General features: G+C 60.8%; 22 protein-coding genes. 11 read left to right on the forward strand and 11 right to left on the reverse strand.

The annotated features are described in order from the left end of the window. Positions 1–21: 21 nt before the first annotated feature. Entirely contained in the window at positions 22–918 is an 897-nt protein-coding gene (yedA, locus tag C4J85_RS23595) for a drug/metabolite exporter YedA (protein WP_124410846.1), read from the reverse strand. 510 nt (positions 919–1,428) lie between these two features. On the opposite strand from yedA, the gene C4J85_RS23600 reads away from it, so the two are divergent. After that, positions 1,429–1,737: a DUF6124 family protein gene (locus C4J85_RS23600; RefSeq protein WP_124410847.1), complete on the forward strand. Its 309-nt coding sequence runs from the start codon at positions 1,429–1,431 to the stop codon at positions 1,735–1,737. Between the two features lie 120 nt (positions 1,738–1,857). Here the strand turns inward: C4J85_RS23600 and C4J85_RS23605 are convergent, their stop codons facing one another. From C4J85_RS23605 to C4J85_RS23615, 3 genes are all read right to left on the reverse strand, one after another. Then, a complete protein-coding gene (locus tag C4J85_RS23605) occupies positions 1,858–2,469 on the reverse strand; it encodes a PolC-type DNA polymerase III (protein ID WP_124371950.1) in 612 nt (203 codons plus the stop codon). Positions 2,470–2,511: 42 nt separating this feature from the next. After that, the gene (locus C4J85_RS23610; RefSeq protein ID WP_124410848.1) at positions 2,512–2,988 is read right to left on the reverse strand and encodes an NYN domain-containing protein; all 477 of its coding nucleotides are present in this window, start codon (positions 2,986–2,988) and stop codon (positions 2,512–2,514) included. A 118-nt stretch (positions 2,989–3,106) separates the two neighbouring features. Then, positions 3,107–3,838: a DUF2076 domain-containing protein gene (locus C4J85_RS23615; RefSeq protein WP_124410849.1), complete on the reverse strand. Its 732-nt coding sequence runs from the start codon at positions 3,836–3,838 to the stop codon at positions 3,107–3,109. 180 nt (positions 3,839–4,018) lie between these two features. On the opposite strand from C4J85_RS23615, the gene C4J85_RS23620 reads away from it, so the two are divergent. Together C4J85_RS23620 and C4J85_RS23625 are read left to right on the forward strand one after the other, a co-directional pair. Further along, positions 4,019–4,678 (forward strand): YciC family protein, encoded by a 660-nt coding sequence (locus tag C4J85_RS23620; RefSeq protein ID WP_124408250.1) that lies wholly within the window; start codon positions 4,019–4,021, stop codon positions 4,676–4,678. A 41-nt stretch (positions 4,679–4,719) separates the two neighbouring features. Next, a complete protein-coding gene (locus C4J85_RS23625; protein WP_124410850.1) occupies positions 4,720–5,808 on the forward strand; it encodes an endonuclease/exonuclease/phosphatase family protein in 1,089 nt (362 codons plus the stop codon). An 18-nt stretch (positions 5,809–5,826) separates the two neighbouring features. On the opposite strand, the gene C4J85_RS23630 is transcribed toward C4J85_RS23625, so the two are convergent. Next, positions 5,827–6,579: a hydroxypyruvate isomerase family protein gene (locus tag C4J85_RS23630; protein WP_124410851.1), complete on the reverse strand. Its 753-nt coding sequence runs from the start codon at positions 6,577–6,579 to the stop codon at positions 5,827–5,829. A 189-nt stretch (positions 6,580–6,768) separates the two neighbouring features. Here C4J85_RS23630 and C4J85_RS23635 point away from each other — a divergent pair, with 189 nt between their 5' ends. From C4J85_RS23635 to C4J85_RS23650, 4 genes are all read left to right on the forward strand, one after another. Next, a complete protein-coding gene (locus tag C4J85_RS23635; protein WP_124410852.1) occupies positions 6,769–7,671 on the forward strand; it encodes a GntR family transcriptional regulator in 903 nt (300 codons plus the stop codon). A gap of 217 nt (positions 7,672–7,888) precedes the next feature. Beyond that, a complete protein-coding gene (locus tag C4J85_RS23640) occupies positions 7,889–10,345 on the forward strand; it encodes a membrane-bound PQQ-dependent dehydrogenase, glucose/quinate/shikimate family (protein WP_124410853.1) in 2,457 nt (818 codons plus the stop codon). Positions 10,346–10,672: 327 nt separating this feature from the next. Continuing rightward, positions 10,673–11,410, forward strand: a complete 738-nt coding sequence (locus C4J85_RS23645; RefSeq protein WP_124410854.1) for a TSUP family transporter — start codon at positions 10,673–10,675, stop codon at positions 11,408–11,410. A gap of 30 nt (positions 11,411–11,440) precedes the next feature. After that, positions 11,441–12,397, forward strand: coding sequence for a TauD/TfdA family dioxygenase (locus C4J85_RS23650; protein WP_124368456.1), 957 nt, complete (start codon positions 11,441–11,443; stop codon positions 12,395–12,397). A gap of 83 nt (positions 12,398–12,480) precedes the next feature. Here the strand turns inward: C4J85_RS23650 and hrpB are convergent, their stop codons facing one another. Beyond that, positions 12,481–14,991: an ATP-dependent helicase HrpB gene (hrpB, locus tag C4J85_RS23655; protein ID WP_124410855.1), complete on the reverse strand. Its 2,511-nt coding sequence runs from the start codon at positions 14,989–14,991 to the stop codon at positions 12,481–12,483. A 247-nt stretch (positions 14,992–15,238) separates the two neighbouring features. Here hrpB and C4J85_RS23665 point away from each other — a divergent pair, with 247 nt between their 5' ends. Together C4J85_RS23665 and C4J85_RS23670 are read left to right on the forward strand one after the other, a co-directional pair. Beyond that, positions 15,239–15,658 (forward strand): polyribonucleotide nucleotidyltransferase, encoded by a 420-nt coding sequence (locus C4J85_RS23665; RefSeq protein ID WP_124368458.1) that lies wholly within the window; start codon positions 15,239–15,241, stop codon positions 15,656–15,658. 10 nt (positions 15,659–15,668) lie between these two features. Next, a complete protein-coding gene (locus C4J85_RS23670; RefSeq protein ID WP_124405367.1) occupies positions 15,669–16,562 on the forward strand; it encodes a cation diffusion facilitator family transporter in 894 nt (297 codons plus the stop codon). Here the strand turns inward: C4J85_RS23670 and C4J85_RS23675 are convergent. Further along, positions 16,559–17,575 carry a DUF6515 family protein gene (locus C4J85_RS23675; protein WP_124410856.1) on the reverse strand — a complete coding sequence of 339 codons (1,017 nt, stop codon included), beginning with the start codon at positions 17,573–17,575 and terminating at the stop codon, positions 16,559–16,561. The genes C4J85_RS23670 and C4J85_RS23675 overlap by 4 nt on opposite strands. A 417-nt stretch (positions 17,576–17,992) precedes the next feature. On the opposite strand from C4J85_RS23675, the gene C4J85_RS23680 reads away from it, so the two are divergent. Both C4J85_RS23680 and C4J85_RS23685 read left to right on the forward strand, forming a co-directional pair. After that, positions 17,993–18,472, forward strand: a complete 480-nt coding sequence (locus C4J85_RS23680; RefSeq protein WP_003194418.1) for an Lrp/AsnC family transcriptional regulator — start codon at positions 17,993–17,995, stop codon at positions 18,470–18,472. Between the two features lie 197 nt (positions 18,473–18,669). Beyond that, positions 18,670–18,879, forward strand: a complete 210-nt coding sequence (locus C4J85_RS23685) for a DUF2788 domain-containing protein (RefSeq protein WP_025999909.1) — start codon at positions 18,670–18,672, stop codon at positions 18,877–18,879. Here the strand turns inward: C4J85_RS23685 and C4J85_RS23690 are convergent. The 4 genes from C4J85_RS23690 to C4J85_RS23705 all read right to left on the reverse strand — a co-directional run bounded on the left by C4J85_RS23690 (position 18,874) and on the right by C4J85_RS23705 (position 25,365). Beyond that, positions 18,874–19,509, reverse strand: coding sequence for a pseudouridine synthase (locus tag C4J85_RS23690; protein WP_124405369.1), 636 nt, complete (start codon positions 19,507–19,509; stop codon positions 18,874–18,876). The genes C4J85_RS23685 and C4J85_RS23690 overlap by 6 nt on opposite strands. A gap of 71 nt (positions 19,510–19,580) precedes the next feature. Further along, positions 19,581–21,053 (reverse strand): AMP nucleosidase, encoded by a 1,473-nt coding sequence (gene amn / locus C4J85_RS23695; RefSeq protein WP_164484569.1) that lies wholly within the window; start codon positions 21,051–21,053, stop codon positions 19,581–19,583. A 185-nt stretch (positions 21,054–21,238) separates the two neighbouring features. Continuing rightward, entirely contained in the window at positions 21,239–22,891 is a 1,653-nt protein-coding gene (locus C4J85_RS23700; protein ID WP_124410857.1) for an acyl-CoA dehydrogenase family protein, read from the reverse strand. Between the two features lie 68 nt (positions 22,892–22,959). Continuing rightward, on the reverse strand, positions 22,960–25,365 hold the full coding sequence (locus C4J85_RS23705; RefSeq protein WP_124410858.1) for a hybrid sensor histidine kinase/response regulator: 2,406 nt from the start codon (positions 25,363–25,365) through the stop codon (positions 22,960–22,962). Between the last annotated feature and the right edge of the window lie 108 nt (positions 25,366–25,473).

Raw genomic sequence — 25,473 nt, forward strand, 5'->3', positions numbered from 1 at the left:
AAGGGCGTAATGCGCGGCAGTTTACCTTATTTCCGCCTTCGGCTTGCGCCACTGCGGCAGGCTGATCAGCAATACGGCACTGATGATCACCAGCATCGCCAGGGCTTCTTCCAGGCCGATGGACTCGCCGACGAACACAATCCCCAGCAACACCGCCACGGCGGGGTTCACATAGGCATAGCTGGTGGCCGCCGCCGGGCGCACATGCTTGAGCAGGTACATGTAGGCGTTGAAGGCGATGATCGAGCCAAACACCGTCAGATAGGCCAGGGCCAGCCAGCCTTCCAATGGCGGCATCGCCTGCAACTGCTCACCTGACGCCACGCTGACAATCAACAACGCCACGCCGGCCACCAGCATTTCCGCAGCGCTCGCCATCGCGCCCTGGGGCAGCGGCAAGTGGCGGCTCCACACCGAACCGAACGCCCAGGAAGCCGCCGCCATCAACAGCAACACCGCGCCCATCGGGCTCGATTGCAGAGTGCTGCCCATATTCAGCATGGCGATGCCGATAATCCCCAGGATCACCCCGGCCCATTCCAGCCGCGTATTACGCGCGCCCCAGAAAAAACCGAACAACAAGGTAAACAACGGTACCGTCGCCACCGCCAACGCGGCCACGCCGGACGACACGCCCATATGTTCCGCCACGCTGACGCCGCCATTGCCCACGGTGAGCAGCAAGATGCCGATCATCCCGGCAGCCTTCCACTGCGCCCACGTCGGCGCGGGCGCGCCCCGCCACCTGAGGTAGCCATACATCAACGCGCCCGCCGTGCAAAACCGAATCCCCGCCAGCAACAACGGCGGCCAGTACTCCACGCCGATGCGAATCACCAGGTAAGTGGAACCCCAGATCACATACAACGCAAAAAAGGCGGCGATCAACGGTAAGGGAAAGCGACGTGGGCCAGGCATTGGGCGGCTCTATGGCAGGAGGTGGGAGGCTTATTCTAGAAAGGCAGAGGGATAAACATAAGTTACAAAACCTGTTTAAACCGCCCGTACACTTGGTCGTGGAGCTGATCGCAACGCGGAGCGTCGCAAGCGGCATTCCCACGCAGAGCGTGGGAACGAGCTGAAAAAAGGCCGATATTCCATAGCCAGCAAGACCGATCTCTTTCATTTGCGGGACGATTCCTAGAGAATCCCACGGCCTTGTTTCCGTCGGATTCGGTAGCTAGTCTCGCCCCGTCATCGAATGTTCGGTGACCGGACGTGCAAGTCCGACCAGCAAAGGTGCACAAGCGCCCTACATCTCAACGCCCATTTTTTATGGCGGCGTTCATCTGTTATGGCGGCTGTGCGCTGGAGACCTTCGGGTCTGCCGGGTTTCCTTTGCCCCGGTCTTGCACACCTGCGTACAGCTGCCACCTATTCGCGTGCAAGCGAGTGGTCATGGCTTCTTTTTCTCAAAGGAGTTTCACCATGGTCAAAGTCACCCCCGCTCCACCCAAGTCCAAAGCCGACTTCCTCAGCGAAGACGCCCTGCTTCACCGTCGCGCCATCGACTACTACCTCAAAGCATCCGCCCCGGATGCGCCCATTTTTATCCTGAATGACAACCTGAGCTTCGAAGAAGCCCTGGCCCATGCGGCGGATCTGTTGCATTGCGCGGTGGAGACGGCACATGCCTCGGGAGAGGTGATGAAGGCGCCGCAGCGGGCGGTGATGCATTTGGTGGAGATGGCGAAGGGGGTGGTGGACCAGGCGTTGGCGTGCACACAGCCTCGATGAACAACACATAACTAATGTGGGAGGGGGCTTGCTCCCGGCAGTATGTCAGCCAGTACATCTGGCGACTGACACTCAGCTATCGGGAGCAAGCCCCCTCCCACATTTGGAATTGCGGGGTTTTCAGAACCCGCGATGTTTCTTCAGGTGCTCATTGATCTTCGCCGCCGGCACTTTCTGCAAGGTGCACAGCAAATCATGCGACAGCTCACGCAGGCCATGGGTCTGGCGCAGTTCCTGGGCCAGGTGCGCGGTGAGGTTGGCGGCCATTTCCGCATCCGCCAGCGCCCGGTGAGCCTTGCCGGTGTGGGGCAGTTGGGCGTAGGTGTTGAGGGTGCCGAGCTTGTGGTTTGGCGCCGAAGGCATCAACCGACGAGCCAGCAATAAAGAACAGGCGAATTTCTGCAGGCGGGTGCGGCGGATCAGGCTCAGCTCAAAATCCCAGAACTTCTGGTCGAACGCGGCGTTGTGCGCCATCAACGGCGTGGTGCCGACGAACTCGTTGACCTCGTTCATCACCCGCTCGGCCGGCGGCGCGCTGCGCAGCATGGCGTTGCTGATGCCGGTGAGTTGTTCGATAAAGCCTGGCACGCGTACGCCGGCATTCATCAGGCTCTGGTAGCGGTCGACGATTTGCCCGCGCTCAAGGATGACCACGCCAATTTCCGTGGCCCGGCAGTGGTTGCTCGGGGTGATGCCGGTGGTTTCAAAGTCGATGACCGCTATACGTTCCAAACCTGTTCCAACTCCGTCTGACAATTGAGTGAGCCACAGCGCTTATTTAAGCAGCAACGCGCCTTCGATCGGCACGTAGCGGCTGGCGGCGCGTATCAGTGAGTTGGCCGTCAGCCCCGGCACGCCGTAGGCCACGGCCTGCACGCCATGCTTGTGGATGATGCGGTCGAGCAGCATGTCGAAATCGCCATCGCCGGAGGCCAGCACCACTTCGTCGACGTTCGCGGCGGCGTCCATGATGTCGATGGTGATGCCGACGTCCCAGTCGCCCTTGGCCGAGCCGTCACTGCGCTGGATGTAAGGCTTGAGCTTCACGATAAAGCCGAGGTTGCGCAGGATCTGCTGGAACTGCTGCTGTTTGCTGTCGCCACGGTCAATGGCGTAGGCGTACGCCTCCACGATCTGCCCATGGGCACTGATATCCGCCCACAGCGCCGCGTAGTTGAAGTGGCAGCCATAGGCCTGGCGAACGGTGTAATAGAGGTTTTGCACATCGGCGAACACTGCAATTTTCTTCACCGCACTTCCTCAATGACAGCCAGGCGCCAGCGCCCGGAAAGGGTGCCAGTATGCCAGCCAAGGGAAGGTTTCCGGGAAAAAATCAGACCGGAGCGCCGTAGCGCCCCGGCCGGGTGTGTCAGACGAAGGAATCGTCATCGCCAAAGGAGGAGGAATCGTCGGAATAATCGCTGTCGGCGAAGCTGTCCGCGTTGTTGTTGCCCCAGCTGTCATTGCCTGCGATTTTCTGATCATCGTTGCCCCAGCCACCTTGATCACTGGCAGGCGCCGGTTGCTCGATGATTTCTTCCACCACCTGCGGCTGCTGGTTGTGGTGGAACAGGCTGCTGATGCCTTCGGCGAGCAACACACCACCGGCCACGCCGGCAGCGGTTTTCATCGCGCCACCGAGGAACCCGCTGCCCGCAGGCGCGGCGGCGGCCGGTGGTTGCGGCTGTTGATAATTCTGTTGCGGTGCCGGCTGGTTGAAGGCTGGCCGCGCCGGTTCACGCCAACCGCCGCCCGCGTTGCTCGGTGCAGGCTGTGCATCGCGCGAACCGCCGCCGCCAAAGATGCTCGAGAGAAACCCGCCGCCGCTCGCCGGGGCCGCTGGCGCGGACTTGGCGCGCTGCAGCTCTTCCTGCAATTGCTGGATCTGCTGGGCCTGCTGCTTGTTTTGCGCATCGAGGCTCTGCAGCGCGTGTTCCTGCACCAGCAGCGACTGGGTCATGTAGTAGCCGGCGGCCGGTTGGCGAGTCATGTGTTCCTTGATCCGCGCTTCGGCCTGGGCGTCGCGGGGGGCTGAGTCCGTTTCGGCTTGCTGCAACCGTGAAAACAGTCCGTCGATCAGGGTTTGTTCTTCGCTGTTCATGGCGACCTCGTTAGATTGCCGGTAAAAATCAGGGTCCCGCCTGGCGTCAGGCAAGGTACGCCCTAGTTATGGGGCTGTTACCAATTGTTTCAATGGTCTTTACGCAAGGTTTACGTTTGCTTGCCCAGGCCCGCTATCGGTTAAAGTGTGCCCCTGCTTTTTCGGCCTGTGATGACTCTGATGAATCCGCTAGACGTACTGCGCGACTCCTTGCGCTTCACCCAACGCAACCTGGGCGCCATCGTCCAGCTGTGCCTGCCGCTGGTAATCCTCGAAGCCCTGCTGCAACAGGTGCTCGACCACACGCTGGGCCCGGATGCCTTCAGCGGTTACAGCGTGGTAGTGGGACTGCTGGTGTACCCGTTGTATACCGGCGCGCTGATCCTGTTTCTCGACGCTCGCACCCGTGGCGAATCGCCACGCACCAAGGACGTGTGGGCCATGGCGCTGGCGATGTGGCCGCGCTTCGCCCTGCTGACCGCCATGAGCACGCTGCTGATTCTGCTCGGGCTGTCGCTGTATTTCCTGCCGGGCCTGTGGCTGATGGTGGTGCTGGCGTTCGCCGAGTACCTGCTGGTTTTGCGCGGCATGTCGGCGCTTGAAGCGATGAAGGAAAGCCTGCGCCTGACCCGTGGGCACTTCTGGCGAATCCTGGTGTGCCTATTGTGCGTGATGACCCCGCTGTGGCTGCTCAAGGGCGCCAGCGTGGCGGCCTATCCCGAACCCGCGCCATTGCTGGGGCTGTTAATGGACAGCGCCCACAGTTTCCTGCAACTGTTCACCAGTGTGGTGCTGTTCCGTTTATTCATGTTGATCGGTGGCGACGCCGACGTGCGGTGATATGCTCCGTGCCCATCCTGAAACGCACATAAGCCGAGCCGATGACCCGTTTATTGCGCATCACCCTGTTGAGCCTGCTGCTGATTGCGGGCCTGCTGACGGCCCTGGTCTACAGCCTGACCTGGCGCCCCGTCGCCAAGGAAACCCTGCCCGTCAGCTGTGTCGCGCCGCGTGCGCCGACCCTGCTGCCGGGGCAGGCACTCAAGGTGATGACCTGGAACGTGCAATACCTGGCCGGCAAGAACTACGTGTTCTGGTACGACACCGCCGACGGCAGCGGCCCGGACGAGCGCCCCACGGTTGAAGACATGGCCTTCAGCCTTGACGAAGTGGCACGGGTGATCCGCGACGAACAGCCCGACATCCTGCTGTTGCAGGAAATCGACGAAGGCGCAAAGCCTTCCCACTATCAGGACCAGCTTGCCTTACTGCAGGAGCGCCTGGTCGACCTCTACCCCTGCAGCGCCCAGGCCTTCGACTGGAAAGCTGACTTTGTGCCCAACCTGCATATCTTCGGCAGCGTCGGCCGCAAATTGGCGACCCTCAGCCGCTACCAGATCGAACACGCCGAGCGCCTGCAATTGCCGACCCCGCAGGCCAACTTCATCAGCCGCCAATTCCAGCCCAAGCCTGCCCTGTTGTTGACTTACCTGCCCCTGAGCGACGGTGGCCAACTGGCGGTGCTCAACACGCGGCTGGACGGCGGCATGCCTGGACGCAGTGCCGTGCAGGAGCAAGTGCAGGCCACCGTGAAGTTGTTGGATAAACTGGAAGGCCGTGGCACGCCCTGGGTGATTGGCGGGGATTTCAATGCGCTGCCGCTGGGCCAATTCCTGCGCCTGGATGCGCAAAAACGCGGCCAATATTCGCCGGACAGTGAGCTGCATCTGCTGTGGGACAGATACCCGATGATCCCGAGCAACAGTGAATCCAGCGGGATCGACCGAGAGAAATGGCTGACGCATTTCCCCAATGACCCAAGCCTCGACGGGCCGGACCGTACGCTGGATTACCTGTTCTACAGCTCGCGGATCAAGCGGGTGGCGGCCAAGGTAAGGCAGGAAGACACGTTGCGTATTTCCAACCATTTGCCGGTGATTGGCCGGTTCCTGCTGCCTGCCGCGCAATGACCCCTAGCCTTTCAACACCTAGGCATGCAGCGGCTTAAGCCACTCAAGGCTGGCAACAGTGGTGCCGGATGGGCGGTATTCACAGCCGATCCACCCAGGGTAGCCACGCTGCTCCAGCGCCGCGAACAAGGCGGCAAAGTCCATGTTCCCAGTGCCCGGCTCATGACGCCCCGGGTTGTCGGCGATTTGTACATGGACGGTTCTGTCGTAAAACTGCGCCAGCACCCCGGCTGCGTCGCCGGTCAACAGCTGAGCATGGTAAAGATCCAGAATCAGTCCGACACTCGTAAAGGTTTCCAGCACCTGTTGGGCCTTGCTGAAGTCGGACAGGTAATAGCCTGGCATCGCTTGCGGGCTGATCACTTCAATCAGCGTTCGCAAACCCTGATCTTCGAGGTACTTGACCGCGTATTCCAAGTTACTTGCATAGGCAGGCGCGCTCTCATCCTGGGGCGTGGTCACGCCAGACATGATGTGCACATCCGAGCAGTTCAGCGCCTTCGCATAGCGGGCCGCCTCGCGCAGCCCATCGCGAAATTCCTGCTCCTTGCCTTGCAAGGCAGCGATGCCCTTGGTAACACCAGCCGGTGCCGCGAACTGAATCAACGGCAGGTTGTATTGGGCCAGGTGGTCGGCGAGCAGGCTTGCGTCGAATTCATAGGGTGACGGGAACTCCACCGCACTGAAACCGGCAGCGGCAGCGGCTTCGATGCGTTGCAGAAAAGGCAATTCGTTAAATTGAAAACCGAGGTGAGCATTGAATTTGAGCATGGGTAAATATCCATCCTGGGAATAAACAAATCATCAGCCTGGAGCCTCCTTCGCGGCTCCAGCGCCACGCTATCGAAAGTGGTCAGTGCAAATACTCATGCTCTTCGTATGGTATTTTCCCACTCCAGTGCGGTGGGGGCATCTGCCCCGACGGGAACGGACTGAAGCTAACCATTCGGAATAAAACCTGTGATCAAGAAAGACCTCGCCCTGCAGTTGGCCCCACGCGTCATCGACATGGTTCGCGCCCGTTCGATGAAAGCCGGTGAGCCCTTGCGCGAGCAGACATTTGCGCAAGCGCTTGGGGTGTCGCGCTCGCCGATCCGGCGGGTTTTCGCCTTGCTCGCCGAATGGGACCTTGCCATTCAGGAGCCCAATCGTGGCTACTTCCTTAAACAAGGTGCCGGGCAGATTCAGGAAGCCGCAGTCCCTTGCGCCAGCGATCCTTTCGAGGACTTTTACCTGCGTGTGGTCGACGACATCCTGAGCGGGGAAATACCTGCGCACTTTTTCGAAGCGCAGTTGTTGCGGCGTTACGAGGTGCCCCGAGGGCAGTTGCTCAAGGTGCTGAACAGGCTGGCCAGCGAAGCCATGGTGGAGCGTAAGCCGGGCCAAGGGTGGGGCCTCAAGGACTTCGTGCATAACACGCAGGCGCACATTCAAAGCTACCGTTTCCGAATGGCCATCGAACCGGCGGCGCTGCTTGAGCCCGGTTATCAGATCGATCACGCCGCGTTTGCCCAGGCCAGGCAACAGCAACAAGCCCTGATCGACGGCGAGATCCAGACTTTGTCCCGCGCGCAATTGTTCCAGGTGGGCGCCCAGTTTCACGAAATGATCGTGCAGTGTTCCGGCAATGTGTTTTTCATCGACGCCATACGCCACCAGAATCAGCTCAGGCGCTTTATGGGCTACAAGGCCAACATCGATCGCACGCGTCTGAAGGCGCAATGCCAGGAACACATCCATTTGCTCGACCTCATCGAGTCTGACCGGCGTGAAGAAGCCGCACAGTTTCTCTGGCGCCACCTGGATCAAGTCGGCCGACTCAAGACTGATCAGCGCGTCATGCCAGAAGATAGCCAAATCTAGAGCACGTCACTGACTACCCGTCAGTGCCGGAGCTTCGCCATCCCGCCCAATAACGGGGCCAAGCAGCCTAGCACAATTGTTTCCTCTCAAAGCAGAATACAAAAAAATCACCAAACAGTTAATTTTTCCACTGCATATTGTATTTCATTACAACAATAGGCAATCATGCGCGCCGCTCGGACACGGATCCGTATCGAATCGCACAGGGATGGTTGCCATGAACGAAAGGACGTTGGGTAGCGCAGCGGGAGTCTCAAACCTCCTGTTCGGGGTGTACAACACAGTGGTTGCCCTGCTTGGCGTGATGCTGGCCTATAACGGCGGCGCGCTGATGACCGCGGGCGGCTCACCCTATTACGCGATGATGGGCACCGCGTTGTTGTTATCGGCCATCCTCATGGGCCTGAAAAAGTCCCTCGGTCTCTACCTTTATGGCGCAGCCTCTGTGGCCACCTACGCCTGGGCGGTGTGGGAGTCTGGTTACGATGGCTGGGCCTATATTCCACGCCTGGCCTGGCTGGCGATTCTCAGCGTGCCGTTCCTGGCGTTCTGGCCCTTGGTACGGCGTGATTTTGCCAATGCCAGAAAAAGTCATTACTTGATCATCATGGGAATGCTGCCGCTGGTGATGGGGGCCACCATCCTGGTGCCGCTGTTCTTCCCCAAAAGCGTTCACCTCGCCGACTCGGCGCTCGCCACCATACGCCCCACCGCCGCCTTCAGCCGCAGTACCGTCGCTTCTCCAGACGGCAATACTGCCGCGTCACACACCGAGACCAACTGGACCGCCTATGCAGGCTCCAACCTGGGCAACCACTATTCAGCCGCGTCGCAAATCACGCCTTCAAATGTGTCGGGCCTGGTCAAAGCCTGGGAATACCACCACGGCGACGTGAAGCAACCCGGTGAGAAAACCAAGTACTTGAACGAAGCCACGCCGATCAAGGTAGGTAATTCGCTCTACACCTGCACCCCCAAGCAAATCATCATTTCCCTGGATGCCACCACCGGAAAGGAGAACTGGCGGTTCGACTCCAAAGTCGACCCGGACTACTTTGCCAATGGCGGCGCCTACTGCCGTGGTGTCTCTTATTTCGAAGTCCCCAATGCCAGTGGCTTGTGCGCCTCGCGCATCATCTGGGGCACCAATGATATTCGCCTGGGAGCGGTAGACGCCCTGACCGGCCAGGCTTGCCCCGACTTCGGCAACGCAGGTTTTGCGGATTTGAAAGAAGGGCTGGGCACCTTCAGAAAAGGCTCGACGGGCATTACGTCTGCCCCTCTGGTCATTCGCGGGGTCGTGATCACCGGGGGCCGAGTGCTCGACTCGGATGTGCGCCCTGCCCCCTCGGGCGTGGTGCGCGCCTACGATGCAGTGACCGGCAAACAGAAGTGGGCCTGGGATTTGGGCCGTCCAGACACCAACGCCCCCGCTCGCGACAACGAAACCTACACCCTCAGCACGCCCAACTCGTGGGCACCGTTGTCGGCCGACGATGAGCTGGGCCTGGTATACGTCACCACCGGCAACGCAGCGGGCGACTTCTATGGCGGCACTCGCACAGAACAAGAAGACAAGTTCAGCTCTTCTTTGGTCGCACTGGACGCCACCACCGGTAAGGTCCGCTGGCACTTCCAGACAGTCCACCATGATCTATGGGACTACGACCTGAGCCCGCAACCCAGCCTGATTGATTTTCCGTCGGCTGCCGGGCCACGCCCGGCCGTGATCCAAGCGACCAAATCCGGCCAGTTGTTCGTGCTTGACCGCGCCACCGGCGAACCGCTGGTGGATGTCGTGCAAGCTCCCGTCCCACAGGGCACAGCCCCGGGAGACTACACCGCAGCCACCCAGCCACTGTCCCCTGATATGCCGAGCACCATGGGGCGCCCATCGAAAACACCGGAAGTGCTGACCGAAGCCAATGCCTGGGGCCTGACACCTTTCGATCAGATGCAATGTCGCCTCGAATTTCGCCAGGCACGCTACGAAGGGATCTTCACCCCGCCGGTCGTGGGCCAGCAAAGCCTGATCTTCCCCGGCCATCATGGGGGCTTGAACTGGGGCGGTGTGATGGTAGACCTCAAGCGAGGGCTGCTGATCATCAATAACCAGCGCCTCCCTTATATGCAGGGGCTGGTGCCTCGCGAACAACTCGACGCCATCAATGCCAAGTCGTTCCAGGAGTCGCCGGGCAATGCCCAGGGCTTCCGCGTCCAGGCCGGCTTGCCTTACGGCGCGATTAAAGATCCGTGGATGTCATCCCTTGACCAGCCTTGCATTGCGCCACCCTGGGGCTTTATCTCCGGTATCGACCTGCGCACTCGCGATGTCGTCTGGAGCCGCCCGTTCGGCACAGGCTATGACAGCGGACCTTGGGGGATCGCCTCCCGGATGCGCTTCGAAATCGGTACACCGAGTGATGCAACGGGTGTGACAACCGCCGGCGGCGTGACGTTTATCGGTGCCGCTATTGACCGGTTTATGCGGGCTTACAACAGCGAAAGCGGCGAACTGCTCTGGGAAGAACGCCTTCCGGCAGGCAATCAGGCTTCGCCCTTGACCTATATGAGCCAGGGTCGACAGTACGTTGTGGCAGTGGTTGGCGGTCATGACCGGATCCCAACCAAGTTAGGCGACAGCATCATCGCCTGGGCCCTGCCCGAGCAGTAAAGCGCAGGCAGTATGAGAGGCTCGCTATGACCGTGTCTGTGGGTAAAACATATACATGTTCTACCCCGGTAGTCATGACGTAGCTTGCGGCACGTATCGCATCACTTCAGGGTGATGAAGTTCTAATGACTTATCGCGGGAAGGTTAAGTAACGGCTATCACGGCTGCCCTTTAATCACGTATCGATACCCACTTCTACGCAAGATTTAAAGCGCCTGACTCTTTCAGCGCGCTAGCAGGCGATTGCGCCCGGTTAATTCACCCTGTGAAAAGCCAGCGCATCAATATGTACGCTTTACGTTTTATAAAATTGGACAGGAATTAATAATGCTCGAACTTTCTGATGGTTTGTATCTATTGGTGGGCGTCAGTTTTATCACCTCATTCATGACGGCTGCAATTGGTGTGGGCGGCGGGATTGGATTGCTTGCGGTAATGCCCCAATTTATCCCCATCTCCGCAGTTGTACCGGTTCACGGTTTGATTCAAATGGTCAGCAATGCCAGCCGATTCGCGTTTGACTTCAAAAGTGCAAAAGTTGAAATCCTGCCTAAATATGTGATCGGCTGCCTGGTCGGCGCTTTCATCGGCTACTTCTTCATTGGCAAATTTCCCGAGCAATATTTATCACTGATTCTCGGCTTCTTCATTCTGGCCATCACCTGGACCAAGGTCGTCGCACGCCTGGGTTTTATATTTAAAAACTTCGCACTGGTAGGCTTTTTTCAAACCTTCCTTTCACTGTTCGTGGCAGTAACCGGTTTGATATCGCAGCCCATCCTGATGAAGATGAATATTAATAAAAACGAAGTCATTGTCACCCACGCCATGCAAATGAGCGTGCTGCACGGGCTCAAGGTCGCCGCCTTTGTTATTGCAGGTTTTGCGTTCATGGATTACGCCAACCTGATCATCATCATGATTACCGCCTCTACATTGGGTTCGTACTTGGGCGGCTTTCTCAGAGACCGTATATCGCAGCGTGTCGGCGCGATGCTTTTAAAGGCAGGGGTGACGTTTTTTGGTTTGAAGATGATCTTCGATCATTTTTTCAACGGCCTATAAAAGTTTTTCCAATAAAACAAGGAGCGTGAAATGAGCACACGTAAGTTTGATTTTTTTGAAACCAAAGAAATCTCAACGTTTCTGAAAGAGCATGGATATTGCGTCATCAAGCCTCAAGACCACTCTCTGGAAGCCTTTAGAGAGACCGCCGGCAAGTTCGGGCTGATTCAGTTTCATACCAAGTCCGATAAACATGGTGTGGTGGGCGGTGGCGAGCCAATCAACAAGGACTGGCAACGTTTCAAGGATGATTATCACGGCGAACTGTCGAGCGATTTTTTCCCACATACCGATGGGTCATTCTTGAATGGCATCGCCTACGTAGCGGGGACTGCGAAAAAAATCACGCCTCCCAAATTCGTTATTCTCCAATGCGTTTCAAAGCCTGAATTTGGCGGCGACAACTTCCTGGTGGATGGGCAGAAAATCTACAATGACCTGCGTGCCAATCACGCTGACACATTAAAAATATTGATGACCAGCGGCAGTGTCACTTACTGCCGCGACGATTTGTTGTCCATCGATTGCGCAGTCTTTGAAAAAATCGATGACACAAAATTAAGAATTCGCTACCGGTATGACAGCACTGCTTTTATTCCCGAATGGGCCAGCGCTGCGTTTAAATACATCCAGACCCACTACTCCACCAACGAGCGTTACATGACCCCTATCAGCCTTCAGCCAGGGGACATTCTGGTAATGGATAACCTGCGGGTCCTGCATGCCCGGCATAAATTCATCGATGGCAACCAGCAGAGAAAAACAAGAAGGCTGTGGATCGCTGATGACGCAAGCACCACATTCAAAAATATCCTGGATCAGTCCCCAGTGCGCAGGGCCATGCAGCCCTTTGAGAACTACAATATTGCCCAGTCTGAAACCGCCGAGCATTCTTTTATCGAGTACACCTGCGGCATCCACGCCCTATCGAGCAAGTCGTTGCTAAACGCGCATAAGGAATTTGATAGCGCGCCTGAAGAGCTTTAAGTCCTTCAAGACACCCCCTGCTGTGATTCCACACTTTCAGGTAAACACCCCAGTCATCAAAAAGACTGGGGAGTTACTTACACTCAAGGCTTCCTAGGTTTGATCCGCGCCGTCGCTTCGGCTACCAACGGATCATCCGGCCAGTAATGCTTGGGGTATCGCCCCTTCAAATCCTTCTTCACCTCGGCATAGGTACTGCGCCAGAAGTTCGCCAAATCCTGCGTCACCTGCACCGGCCGCCGCGCCGGCGACAACAGGTGCAACTTCACCACCTGGCGCCCGCCGGCAATCCGTGGCGTATCCGCCAGCCCGAACAGCTCCTGCAAGCGCACCGCCAGGATCGGCGGGTGCTCGCTGTAGTCCAGGCGCACCGATGAGCCAGACGGCACTTTCACATGCTGCGGCGCCAGTTCGTCGAGGCGCTGGGGCAGTGGCCAGGGCAGCAGGTTGTGCAGGTAGCTGGATATATCCAGGTGGGCGAAATGACTCAAGCGCGAGACTTTGCCCAGGTAGGGCATCAGCCAGTGTTCCAGGCCCGCGAGCAAAGCGCTGTCGCTGACGTCGGGCCATTCGCTGGTTTTGCCGGCATCGAGCTGGCGCAGCAGCAGGACGCGTGCCTGCCATTGGCGCAGTTCCGGTGTCCAGGGCAACAGCTCCAGGCCCTTGCGCCGGACCAAATCAACCAGGGCCTGGCTGCGTGTGGCCTCGTCGAGACCGGTGAGCGCTTCACGACTGAGGACCAGCTCACCGACCTTGCGCTGGCGTTCGGCGCGCAATACGCCTTCGCGCTCGTCCCAGTCGAGCTGGTCGACGTTGCGCACTTGCTCGGCCAGCACCGTGTCGAACAGCGCCGGGTCGAAGGCCGCCGCCAGGTAGATGCGCTCTTCACGCTGGCCCTGGCGGCTGCCCAGGTCGGCGATCACCAGCCAGGCGTGTTTCATCAAACTGTCGGCTTCGGCAAACAGCGCGGCGCGCCCATTGGCCAAACGGTATTCGGCGCCACCGGGGCGACGCTGTTGGGCGACGCGATCCGGGTAAGCCAACGCCAGCAAGGCGCCAAGCCAACGCGGATGATCGGGATCGGCCACCGGTTGGGTGGCCTTGCCTCTTAAATAGCCGCGATATTGGCGGGCCAACTGCTTGGCCCGTTGCACACCACCCTGAGTACCACGGGCGCGCTCTTCGCCGGACAACAGCGCCAGGCGGCTGTGCAAGTCGGCACCGGCGCCGCGCAGGATATCGCGCTCACCCAACAACGCCGCGACATCACAGGCCATCGCGGCGAGGCCCAGGTCCTGTCCGCGCAGCAGCAAGTGGGCGATACGCGGGTGGGCCGGCAACTCGGCCATTTTCTGGCCATGGGCGCTGAGTGTGTCGTCATTCAGGGCGCCGAGGCGCACCAGTAAATCCTGGGCCTGGGCGTAGGCGGCGGTCGGTGGCCTATCCAGCCACACCAACTGCGCGGGCGTGACGCCCCAGCGCGCCAGTTGCAAGGCCAGGCCGGCGAGGTCGGCGGCAAGGATTTCCGCGCTGCCATAGGCGGCCAGCCCTTCATGCTGGTCCTCGGACCACAGGCGATAACACACCCCCGGTTCCAACCGCCCTGCCCGGCCGGCACGCTGGGTGGCGCTGGCGCGGGAGATGCGCTGGGTGTCGAGGCGCGTCATGCCGCTGCCGGGGTCAAAGCGTGGCACCCGCGCCAACCCGGCGTCGATGACCACGCGCACGCCGTTGATGGTCAGGCTGGTTTCGGCGATGTTGGTGGCCAGTACCACTTTGCGCTTGCCGGCCGGCGCCGGGTCGATGGCGGCGCGTTGGGCATTGAGGTCGAGCTCGCCGTGCAGCGGGCACAGCAAAACGGTGGGGTGATCCCCCAAGGCGTCGGCCAGTTGTTGATGCACCCGGCGAATCTCCGCCTGCCCCGGCAGAAACACCAGCACGCTGCCGGTCTCGTCATGCAGGGCCTCAAGGATTGTCTGCACCACGCGCGGCTCGATAAATTCCCCGGCCTGATACGGCCGCCCCCAGCGCATCTGCACCGGGAACATGCGCCCTTCGCTGCGCAGGATCGGCGCATTATCCAGCAGCTCGGCCAGGCGCTCGCCTTCAAGGGTGGCGGACATCAGCAGGATTTTCAGCGGTTGGTCGTCGCGAAACAGCTCGCGGCCGTTGAGGCTCAGGGCCAGCGCCAGGTCGGCGTCGAGGCTGCGCTCGTGGAATTCGTCAAAGATCAGCAGGCCCACGCCGTCCAGCGCCGGGTCGTCCTGCAGGCGCCGGGTGAGGATGCCTTCGGTGACCACTTCTATGCGGGTAGTGGGGCCGACCTTGCTGTCGAGGCGAATGCGATAGCCGACCGTTTCACCGACCTTCTCGCCCAACTCGCTGGCCAGGCGCTCGGCAGCGGCCCGCGCGGCAAGACGCCGGGGTTCGAGCATCAAGATGGTTTGCCCGGCGAGCCAGGGCTCATTCAACAAGGCCAGGGGCACGCGGGTGGTTTTACCGGCGCCGGGGGGCGCTTCCAGCACGGCTTCATGGCGAATCGCCAAGGCGTCACGCAGGGCGGGTAAAACATCATCAATCGGCAACGAATTCATACTGGCTCCAAAGCAGAGCGGCGAGTATAACGGCGAACTGCCGGATGCTTGCGCGGGTCTGAATAACATCGTTCCCATACTGAGATCGTTCCCACGCTCTGCGTGGGAATACCGCCCGGAACGCTCCGCGTTCCAATACCTGCGCAAGTTGACGCAAAGCGTCACGGCATGCATTCCCACGCAGAGCGTGGGAACGATCAGGCAGTGCGATATAGTCATTTATCAATTGTGTTCAGGAGACTTTTTCATGCGTATCGCTTCCCGTGTCATTGGCGGCGTCTTGGCCGTCACCCTGCTGAGCCAACTCACCGCCTGCGGTTCGATTTTCTACCCGGATCGCCGTGGCCAGATCGACGGCAAGATCGACCCGGCGATTGCCGTGCTCGATGCGGTTGGCTTGCTGTTCTATGTGATCCCTGGCCTGATCGCGTTCGGCGTCGACTTCGCCACGGGGGCGATCTACTTCGAACCGGGCAAGACCGCCCAAGTCGCGCCGGAAAAACTGCACGAAGCCATCGGCGCCGACGGCACGGTCGACAACGCCAAGCTGCAAGGCATCATCCAGAAGGAAACCGGGCATACCCTGCCGCTGGACGATCCACGCCTGATCCAATTCAAGGGCAGCGTGCAACAACTGGCGTCCCTGGGCCTGCAGCCTGCGGCATAAGGACAGCGCCATGACCAGCAGTCCCGAACACGCCAGGCTCCTGCGCCTGGCTACCCGCGCCTCGGTGGGTGTGGCCAGTGCGTTGATCATCACCAAGGCCATCGCCTGGTGGTTCAGTGGCTCGGTGGCCATGCTCGCCGGGTTGACCGACTCGCTGCTCGACGGCGTGACATCGCTGCTCAATCTGCTGGCGGTGCACTACGCCCTGCGCCCCGCCGATGACGATCATCGTTACGGTCACGGCAAGGCGGAGTCGCTGTCGGGCATGGCCCAGGCGCTGTTTATCGGCGGCAGCGCGGTGTTGATCGCCTTTCAGGCCTACCAACGCTTGCAACACCCGGAGCCCGTAGGCGCGCCCTGGCTGAGCATTGGCGTAATCGTGTTCTCACTGGCGCTGACCGTGGCGTTGTTGATGCTGCAACACCGGGTGATCCGCGAAACCGGCTCCAACGCGGTGCGCGCCGATTCGCTGCATTACCGCTCCGACCTGATGCTCAACGGCAGCATCCTGGTGGCGCTGGTGCTCGCGGGCTTTGGCTTCCATCAGGTGGACGCCTGGTTCGGCCTGGGCATCGCCGCCTACATCTTGTGGAGCGCCATCCAGATCGCCCGGGAAAGCTTTGCCGTATTGATGGACGAAGAACTGCCGGCGGATATCAGCCAGCACATGCTCGACCTGGCCCGCAGCGTACCGGGCGTGCTGGGCGCCCATGACTTGCGCACGCGGGTTTCCGGCAACCACTGGTTCGTGCAGTTGCACCTGGAGTTGCCGGGAGAACTGACGCTGTCGGTGGCCCACGGCATCAGCGACCAGGCCGCCGATGCCATTCATCAGGCCTACCCGAAGGCCGAGGTGCTGGTGCACGCCGACCCGCAGGAAGTGGTCACCGGCGCCAGCGCTTAATACTGGACCTGATAGCCGCGACTGCTCAGGCAGTTGCCCTGGGCTTGGCGGTAGGTTTGCACCACCGCCGGGTCGGGGGCATAGGTGGCGGTCTGCGGGTCAAAGCCGCTTTGCTGTGCAGCCCAGCGATAACAATCGTAACCGTCCTGCTGCACCTGAGCCGGGGATTGCCCGTTGGCCGGGTAGGCCACCACGTTATAGCCATTGCCTTGCGACGCTGGCTGAGGCGCCGGCACCTGCGCCGGCGGTTCCACCACCACGTATTGCTGGGTGTTCTGTTCGTAGGCGTAGTAGGCGCCAGCCGCCAGGAACAATAGCGAACCGCCCACCCACACTTCACGCGCGTAGTCCGGCAAGTACTGCACCCGGATGCCATACGGTGGCCTCACCACCACATAGCGCGGGCCTTGTGGACGGTACCAGTAACCGCCGGAGAAAAAGTAATCCTGGCCACGGTAGGGCACGCGGTAATTGCGGTCGGGGAACCGGTCGACGACATAGCCTGGACGATATTGCGGGCCCGCCCCCCAACCGTTGCCGTGCCCATCGGGACGCCCCGGCCAGCGGTTGTCGCCGGGACGGCCATGGTCACCAGGCCGCGAACCTGGACCGCCCGCCTCCCAATGTCGGTTGTCGTCGTTACGCCGTGGGATATCGCGGTAATAGCCCTGGCGCGGCTCCTGGGTCTGGCGCACGGTATCGGGCCGCCCCTGGATCGGCAGGTTATTCGACGGCTGCGGCTGCGGTTGCGGCCGCCCCTGTTCATTCGCCTGCGGGCGCCCCTGCCATTGACCGCCGCCATTCTGGCCGCCGCGATCAATATGCGGATTCTGCGGGCGTGGCTGGTTGTTCTCCGGGCGCCCGCCGCCTTCCGGCCCGCGCTCATGCTGACCGCCGCCGCCCTGTGGGCGCTGCCCCTGGCCCGGTGAGTTATCGCGTTCGTCGGCCACCGCCTGGGCGCCAACGCTGGCCACCAGCAAACCAACACCTGCCATACGCCAGATGCGCTTCATGCTTTTCCTCACTGCGGATTAGGGCTCGATCATGAGACTGGAAAAGCCTCGCCCGGTTCTGAGACAGGTTATCAGTCACGAGAACTATTTTCTTGAACGCAAAGAAAAGGGGTGACCCGTCGGCCACCCCTTGAGAATTTCGTCCTGGCTCAACGCTTTTGACGTTGCCTCACCTCACGCCGTCTTGTGGACAGTGTGCAGCCTGGAGGCCGGCTCAACCCTGCTCGGGTGGCGGCCGCAGCGGGCCTGATTGGGCTCGCTGTGAGTGGACTGTTGTCCAGGCGGTGATTCTGTTGATAACGATACAGGCCTGCGCCCGACGGATGATTGCGAAGATTGCGTCAACAAACAGTGCTTGCGCAATTTTTAACCCTTCATGGATAATTCACCGCAATAGTTACGACAAAGGCCAACCCAATGAGCAAGCTTGATCGATACGACCTGAGTATTTTGGCGGAATTGCAGCGTGACGCACGGATCTCCAACCAGGAGTTGGCCGAGCGCATCGGCCTGTCGCCTTCGCCCTGCTCGCGCCGGGTCAAGCAATTGGAAGACGACGGCTACATCGCCCGTCAGGTCGCATTGCTCGACCGCAAGATGCTCGGCCTGAGCCTGACCGCCTACGTGTTGATCGGCATGGACCGGCATACCCCGGAACGTTTCGAAAATTTCGAAGCGGCCATCCGCACCTTGCCCCAGGTGCTGGAATGCAGCCTGGTGACCGGGATGGATGCCGACTATCAGTTGAAAGTGGTGGTGCCAGATATGGATCACTACCAGAAACTGCTGCTGGGGCATCTGACCCGGATTGAAGGCGTGACCAGTGTGCGTTCCAGCTTTGTGCTGAACCAAGTCTTGAATAGCACCGAACTGCCCCTGACTCACCTGCGCACCTGAGAACAATGAAGTTCAAATGTGGGAGGGGGCTTGCTCCCGATAGCGGTGGGTCAGTTGATAAATATACTGACTGACACTCAGCTATCGGGAGCAAGCCCCCTCCCACAGTTTGATTGCACTTCGATCCAGGTCAATGTTGTGCCTGTGACGCTGCCGTATACTGCCCGCCTGCCTTAGTAGGAAGCCCCATGAACAACATCGACCCCGCCCTGTTCGAAGAATGGATGATGACCGGCCTGGTCACGATCCTGATTATCTTCATGGGCTTTATCGTCTGGGACCTGGCGAAAAAGTCCAAGGCCGGGCGCTTTGGCTCGTTCATTCTGTTTTTCGTGCTGGGCCTGGGCGTGGCCGCGTTCATCATCAAGAGCGTGGTGATCGGCCTGATCGAGTCCGGTGCCTTATAAACGTGGCGGTACTGCCTTCCACTGGCCCTGATCGAGGCCTTCGATAGACCAGTCGCCAATCCGGACGCGCACCAGGCGCAACGTTGGCAAGCCCACCGCGGCGGTCATGCGCCGTACCTGGCGGTTACGCCCTTCACGAATCACCAGTTCCAGCCAATGGGTGGGCACGCTTTTGCGAAAGCGCACGGGCGGGTTGCGTGGCCATAAATCAGGCTCCTCCAACCGCCGGGCCTCGGCGGGCAGGGTCATGCCGTCGTTAAGCTCCACGCCGTCGCGCAGACATTGCAGCTGTGCTTCGGTGGGTTCGCCTTCGACCTGCACCCAGTAGGTTTTCGCCAGCTTGTGCCTGGGGTCGGCAATGCGCGCTTGTAGCTGACCATCGTTGGTCAGCAGCAACAGGCCTTCGCTGTCACGGTCCAGGCGGCCTGCCGGGTAGATACCGGGAATGTCGATAAAGTCCTTGAGGGTCGCGCGCCCGCCTTCGTCACTGAACTGGGTCAGCACATCGAACGGCTTGTTGAACAGGATCAGCTTCGGCTCGGCCGGCGGTGCCTTGGCGACACGGCGCGGGCCCGCATGCGGGGGTTTCACGCCAGGGCGGCGCGAATCGGGACGGGTAGGACGGGACATGGCGAAGGAACATCTAACGGTCAGGACCGACAATGCTAGTGGCCTGACCGCTAAATGACCATCCCCACCGCTTAGCGGAACGGCGGCTCGTCGAAGCTGCGCAGTTTGCGCGAGTGCAGCGCATTGAGTTCGGTGCGCAGCAGGTCGACCGCTTCGATGCCGATCTTCAAGTGCTGGCTGACGGCCCGCTCATAGAACGCGTTGGCCGAACCCGGCAACTTGATCTCACTGTGCAGCGGTTTGTCCGACACACACAACAACGTGCCGTACGGCACACGCAAACGGTAACCCTGGGCGGCAATGGTGCCGCTTTCCATGTCCACCGCCACGGCGCGGGACAGGTTGATCAGCGGTCGCTCCTGAGCCCAGCGCAGCTCCCAGTTGCGGTCGTCGTAGGTCAACACGGTGCCGGTGCGCAGGCGTTTTTTCAGTTCTTCGCCTTTCTCGCCGGTGACGTTGGCCGCCGCTTGCTGAAGCGCCAGCTGCACCTCGGCCAGGGCCGGGATCGGGATGTTCGGCGGTACCACACGGTCGAGAATCCCGTCGCGACGCATATAGGCGTGGGCCAATACATAGTCGCCGATGGTCTGGGATTGGCGCAGGCCGCCGCAGTGCCCGATCATCAGCCAGCAATGCGGGCGTAGCACTGCCAGGTGGTCGGTGATGTTCTTGGCGTTGGACGGGCCCACGCCGATATTTACCAGGGTCACGCCGTGGCCGTCAGTGGCCTGCAGGTGATAGGCCGGCATCTGGTAGCGGTGCCAGACCACGCCTGCGGCAATCGCCGACGCTTCGCCGTGGTCCATGCTCTTGTCGATCACCACGTTGCCCGGCAGCACCATGCGGATAAAACGCGGGTCGCTGCGCAGTTGCTCCAGGCCATGCACGATGAACTGGTCAACGTAGCGATGGTAGTTGGTCAGCAGAATCCACGGCTGCACATGGCGCCAGTCGCTGCCGGTGTAGTGCACCAGGCGGCGCAGGGAAAAATCCACACGGGCCGCGTCGAACAGGGCCAGGGGCAGCGGGTCGGTGTTTTCCCAGTCATAGAGGCCGTCGGCGATGCCATCGGTGGCGGCCGACAAGTCAGTGCTGGGAAATACGCGGGCCAGGGTCGCGGCAGTCACGCCGGAACCGGCCAACTCGTCGCCCTGCTCCACCACGTACGGGTACGGAATGTTCTGCTGGCTGACGCCCACTTCCACCGTCACGGTGAAGTCGTGCATCAGCGGCACCAGTTGCTCCAGCAGGTACTTACGGAAGGCCGCCGGATGGGTGACGGTCACGCTGTAGGTACCCGGCAACTGCACCTTGGCATACGCCCGGGTGGTCTGTGGGACTTCGCCGTGGCAGTGGTAAGTCAGGCGCAGTTCCGGATAGCGAAACAGCGCACGTTGTGCGGCGTCGGGTTCGACGCGGTCCTTGAGGTATTGCTTGAGGGCTTGATTGAGCGCGCCAGTCGCACGCTCATGCAGGGCCGCCAGCCGATCCACGGCCTCTTCAGCGGTTTGAACGACAACAAAAGCTTCGGTCACGGTAAGCATCCTGTGTTCTGGACTTGCAGGCCTTTATCTTGCCTGTATCCCTGCCTCACTGAAACACCAGAGTTGGAATGCCCTTTAAAATGTGGGAGGGGGCTTGCTCCCGATAGCGGTGTGACAGTCACTGGATTCTTGGCTGACATACCGCTATCGGGAGCAAGCCCCCTCCCACACTTTACCGCATTTATTCAAGGAGATAGCGGGGTTGAACGGGCGACAAGGGCCTGCACATCCACCCCGCGCGGCAACGCGCCGTACGTCCGCCCCGACGACTCACCCAACCGACTGGCCACAAACCCATCGCTGACCGCCCCATTCCCCGCCTCCAGCAACAACTTGGCCTGCAGCGCCAGGGCGATATCCTCGGTGAGCTGACGGGCGCGGTACTGGATATCCTGGGTGTCCATGAACGCTGACTTCAACCCCTCGATATGCCGCGCCAGCCGGGGGTCGCCATGCCCATCGCCCAGTTCGACAAACAACGCCTCCAGCACACCCGGTTCCTTGGACAATGCCCGCAGCACGTCCAGGCATTGCACGTTGCCGGAACCTTCCCACGTCGAATTCACCGGTGCCTCACGGTACAGACGCGGCAGGATGCTGTCCTCGACATACCCGGCGCCGCCCATGCATTCGGCGGCTTCATTGATCATGGCAGGTGCGCGTTTGCAGATCCAATACTTGCCCACCGCCGTCACCAGCCGGGCGAATTTGGCTTCCTGTTCATTTCCCAGATGATCCAGCGCGCGCCCCATGCGCAGGCTCAAGGCCAAGGCCGCTTCGCTTTCCAGGGCCAGGTCGGCGAGCACGTTCTGCATCAACGGTTGTTCGCTCAATACGCGGCCGCCGACCGAACGGTGGGCGCAGTGGTGGCTTGCCTGGGTCAAGGCCTGGCGCATCAGCGCGCTGGAACCGACCATGCAATCGAAGCGGGTCATGGCGACCATCTCAATGATGGTCGGCACGCCGCGCCCCTCTTCACCGATCATCCAGGCCAGGGCGCCACGGAACTCCACTTCGCTGGAAGCGTTGGAGCAGTTGCCGAGTTTGTTCTTCAATCGCTGGATGTAGAACTCGTTGCGCGTGTCATCCGGGCGATGCCGGGGCAGCAGGAAACAGGTCAGGCCCTTGTCAGTCTGGGCCAGGGTGAGGAAGGCGTCGCACATGGGCGCGGAGCAGAACCATTTGTGACCGACCAGTTCGTAGGCCTGCCCCGGCCCACCCGCGCCCACCGCGTAGGCGCGGGTAGTGTTGGCGCGCACGTCGGTGCCGCCCTGTTTCTCGGTCATGGCCATGCCGATTGTGGCACCGGCCTTGTGGGCAATGCCGACGTTGCGCGGGTCGTATTGGGTACTGAGGATCTTCGGCAGCCAGAGGTCCGCCAGCTCCGGTTGCAAGCGCAGGGCCGGGACGCAGGCGAACGTCATGGTCAGCGGGCAACCGGTGCCCGCTTCGGCCTGGCTGTGCAGGTAAGTCATCGCCGCGCGTGCGACGTGGGCGCCGGATTGCGGATGGGCCCACGGCAGCGACGGCAGGCCGTGCTCGACGGCGGTGCGCATCAGTTCGTGGTAGGCGGGGTGAAACTCCACCAGGTCAATTCGATGACCATAACGGTCATGGCTGCTGAACACCGGCTTGTGCTGGTTGGCCAGGAACCCGGCCTCCATCAACGGCCCGCCGGCCAGTGCACCATAGGCATCGATGCGCGACTCGGCCCAGCCGGCGCCAAAGCGACGCGCCCACTCTTGCAGGGGCAGGTCGATACGGTACAGGTTGGTGCCGTCCAAAGACGGTGGCTGGTTGGTGACGTCGTGGGTTTCGGCAAACCGGTGCAGGTTCATGACGGGCCTCTTGGAAACAGGCCACGTGACATCGAGGCCTTGATTTCAGTTAAGCACCGACCCAGGCCTTAAAAAAGTGGCATACGCGCCGAATGTTCGGCGCTTTCGCCCTCTGATGGACATAGCACGAGTCGCTCCAGCGTCGCCTGCAAAGCCTCGAAACGTACTGGCTTGGCCAAGTGATCGCTCATGCCGATGCCATGGCAGCGCTCACGGTCCGCGACATTGAGCGCGCTGCTCAGGCCGATCACCGGTAACTCACCGCAGCCCGGCAAGGCACGGATCTGACAGCACAATGAGAAGCCGCCCTCAGGCACATCCAGCACCACCGCGTCGAACCTGTGCTCCTGCAACGCCGCCAATGCCGCCGGGCCACCATCCACGGCCTTGACCCGATAACCCAGCTTGAGCAGCATGCCGCGCACCGCCAATTGCGCCACGCTGTTGTCGTCCACCAACAACACCGTGCAATCCTGCGGCGCTCGTTGTGCAGGCCGCAACTGTGCGCTGGGCTTGGGATCGGGCTCGGGCGGCACCGGCTTGACGTCCATTTCCAGCTGGAAGCGACTGCCCCTGCGCGGCTCCGAATGATGGGTGAGGCGACCGCCCATCAGCTCGATCAACTGCCGACAAATTGCCAGGCCAATGCCCAGGCCGCCGTATTCGCGGGTCATCGAGCCATCGAGCTGGAAGAAGCGCTGGTACAGCGTGGCCTCGTCAAGGAAGGCGAAGCCGATACCGGTGTCGGTCACGATAAAGCTCAGGCGCAATCCGCCATCCGCCTGGTGGACGCCCACCACGCGTATGCGCACCGCGCCGTCGTGGGTGAATTTGAATGCGTTGTCCAGCAGGCAATCCAGGCACTGGATCAGTTTGTCGGCGTCGCCGATCACGCGGTCCGGCACGGCATCGGCGACGTCAATGGAAAACGCCAGGCCCTTGGCCTGGGCGCTGGCCGCGAACTGTTGACGCACGGTTTCCAGCACGCCGCGCAGGCCGAACACCTGCGGGCGGGCAGCCAGGCGGCCAGCCTGCAACTCGGTCAGGGTGAGAATGCCGTTGACCATGCGCATCATGTCCCGCGCCGAACCGGCGGCAGTTTGCTGGTACTGCGCCAGGTCATCGTCCAGGGACACGGTTTGCATCAGTTCCAGAGAGCCGATCACGCCGTTCATCGGGGTGCGTAATTCATGGGTCAAAGTGGCAAGGAATTCATCCTTGAGCCGATTGCTGCGGGCCAATTGCTGGTTGAGCACTTCGAGTTTCTGGCTGGCGTCGAACAGGATCTGCGCCTGCTGCTCGCGCATGCCGTTGATGCGATCGGCCAGGGCCAGGGACAGCAGCGCAACTTCAATGGCCGAGCCGATCTGGCTGGCATACATCGTGAGGAATACGTTGGGCAAGTAGCCCAGCACCATCAGCGTGTTGACTACCCCGCCGAGTAAAAACGCCGACCAGGCGATGATGAAATAGCGCGCCATGCGCTGGCCGCAATACCAGGCCTTGATCGCAGCCACGAAGATGGTCACGGTAAACACCAGGGCCAGGCCGGTGGCCAGGCGCAGCGCCACCGCGTAGCTGGTCAACAGCGCCAGCGCCATGACCACCCCGCCACAGGCCGCCAGCCCCAGCAGGATGCGGTCGAGCCAGCGGCTGTGCTGTGCGGTGTGCAGGAAGCTGCGCGCGAACAGGCTGCCGAACAAGGCGGCCGAGCCGATCAGAAACGGCACCGCCGCGTTCGCCCACCACGGGTTGTTCGGCCAGAAGTACTCCACGGCCACGCCATTGACCGACAGCTGGTACAGGCCGAACGAGGCGATGTAGAGGATGTAATAGAGGTAGCTGGTGTCGCGCACGCTCAAATAAATGAACAGGTTGTAGACCAGCATGCCCAGCAACACGCCGTAGATGGCACCCAGTACATACAAGCGCAGCGGCTGTTCTTCCATATAGGCCGTGCCTGCCCAAAGGGTCAACGGCGCCTGGATCGAGCCTTGGCTCTGCAGGCGCAGGTAGATCGTCTGCTGCTGGCCGGGCAGGAAATTGAGCTTGAACAGGTAGTTGGCCTGGCGCACTTCACGGCTGGAAAACGGTAACGCGCTGCCGGTGCGAGTGGTGAGCCGATAGCTGCCGGTGCCGTCGTTCTGGTACAGCTCGAGGCGATTGAGCGGTGGGTAAGCCAGTTCCACAAACCAGGTCCGCGGGGAGCGGGGGTCAACGGCGGTGTAATGCAGGTTGACCTTCAACCAGAACACCGAATGCGAATAACCGGCATTGAGGGTGGGTGTCTCATGGGGTTTGAATTGAGCGGCGTAGGCAGGGGAACTGACGTCGGCGATGGTGAGGGTGCCGGTCGGGTCTTCGAGCACTTGCATGACCCGGCCCAGTGGCAGGCTTCGGGTGCTCTGATTGAACTCGGCGGCGCCGGCCAGCAGCGGCAGCCCGCACAATAATAAAATCAGCAAATAGCGCATAGAGCCCCAGCGTGGCCTGTCCGGTTATGGCAAAAAGCTCCCCCGTTCCTTTTGAGAAGACGTACACCGGCGATACAGTAAGTTTGTTTGGATCCACTCTAGCATAGC

It is taken from the genome of Pseudomonas sp. R4-34-07, from assembly GCF_003852375.1.
In the GTDB taxonomy this organism is placed as follows: domain Bacteria; phylum Pseudomonadota; class Gammaproteobacteria; order Pseudomonadales; family Pseudomonadaceae; genus Aquipseudomonas.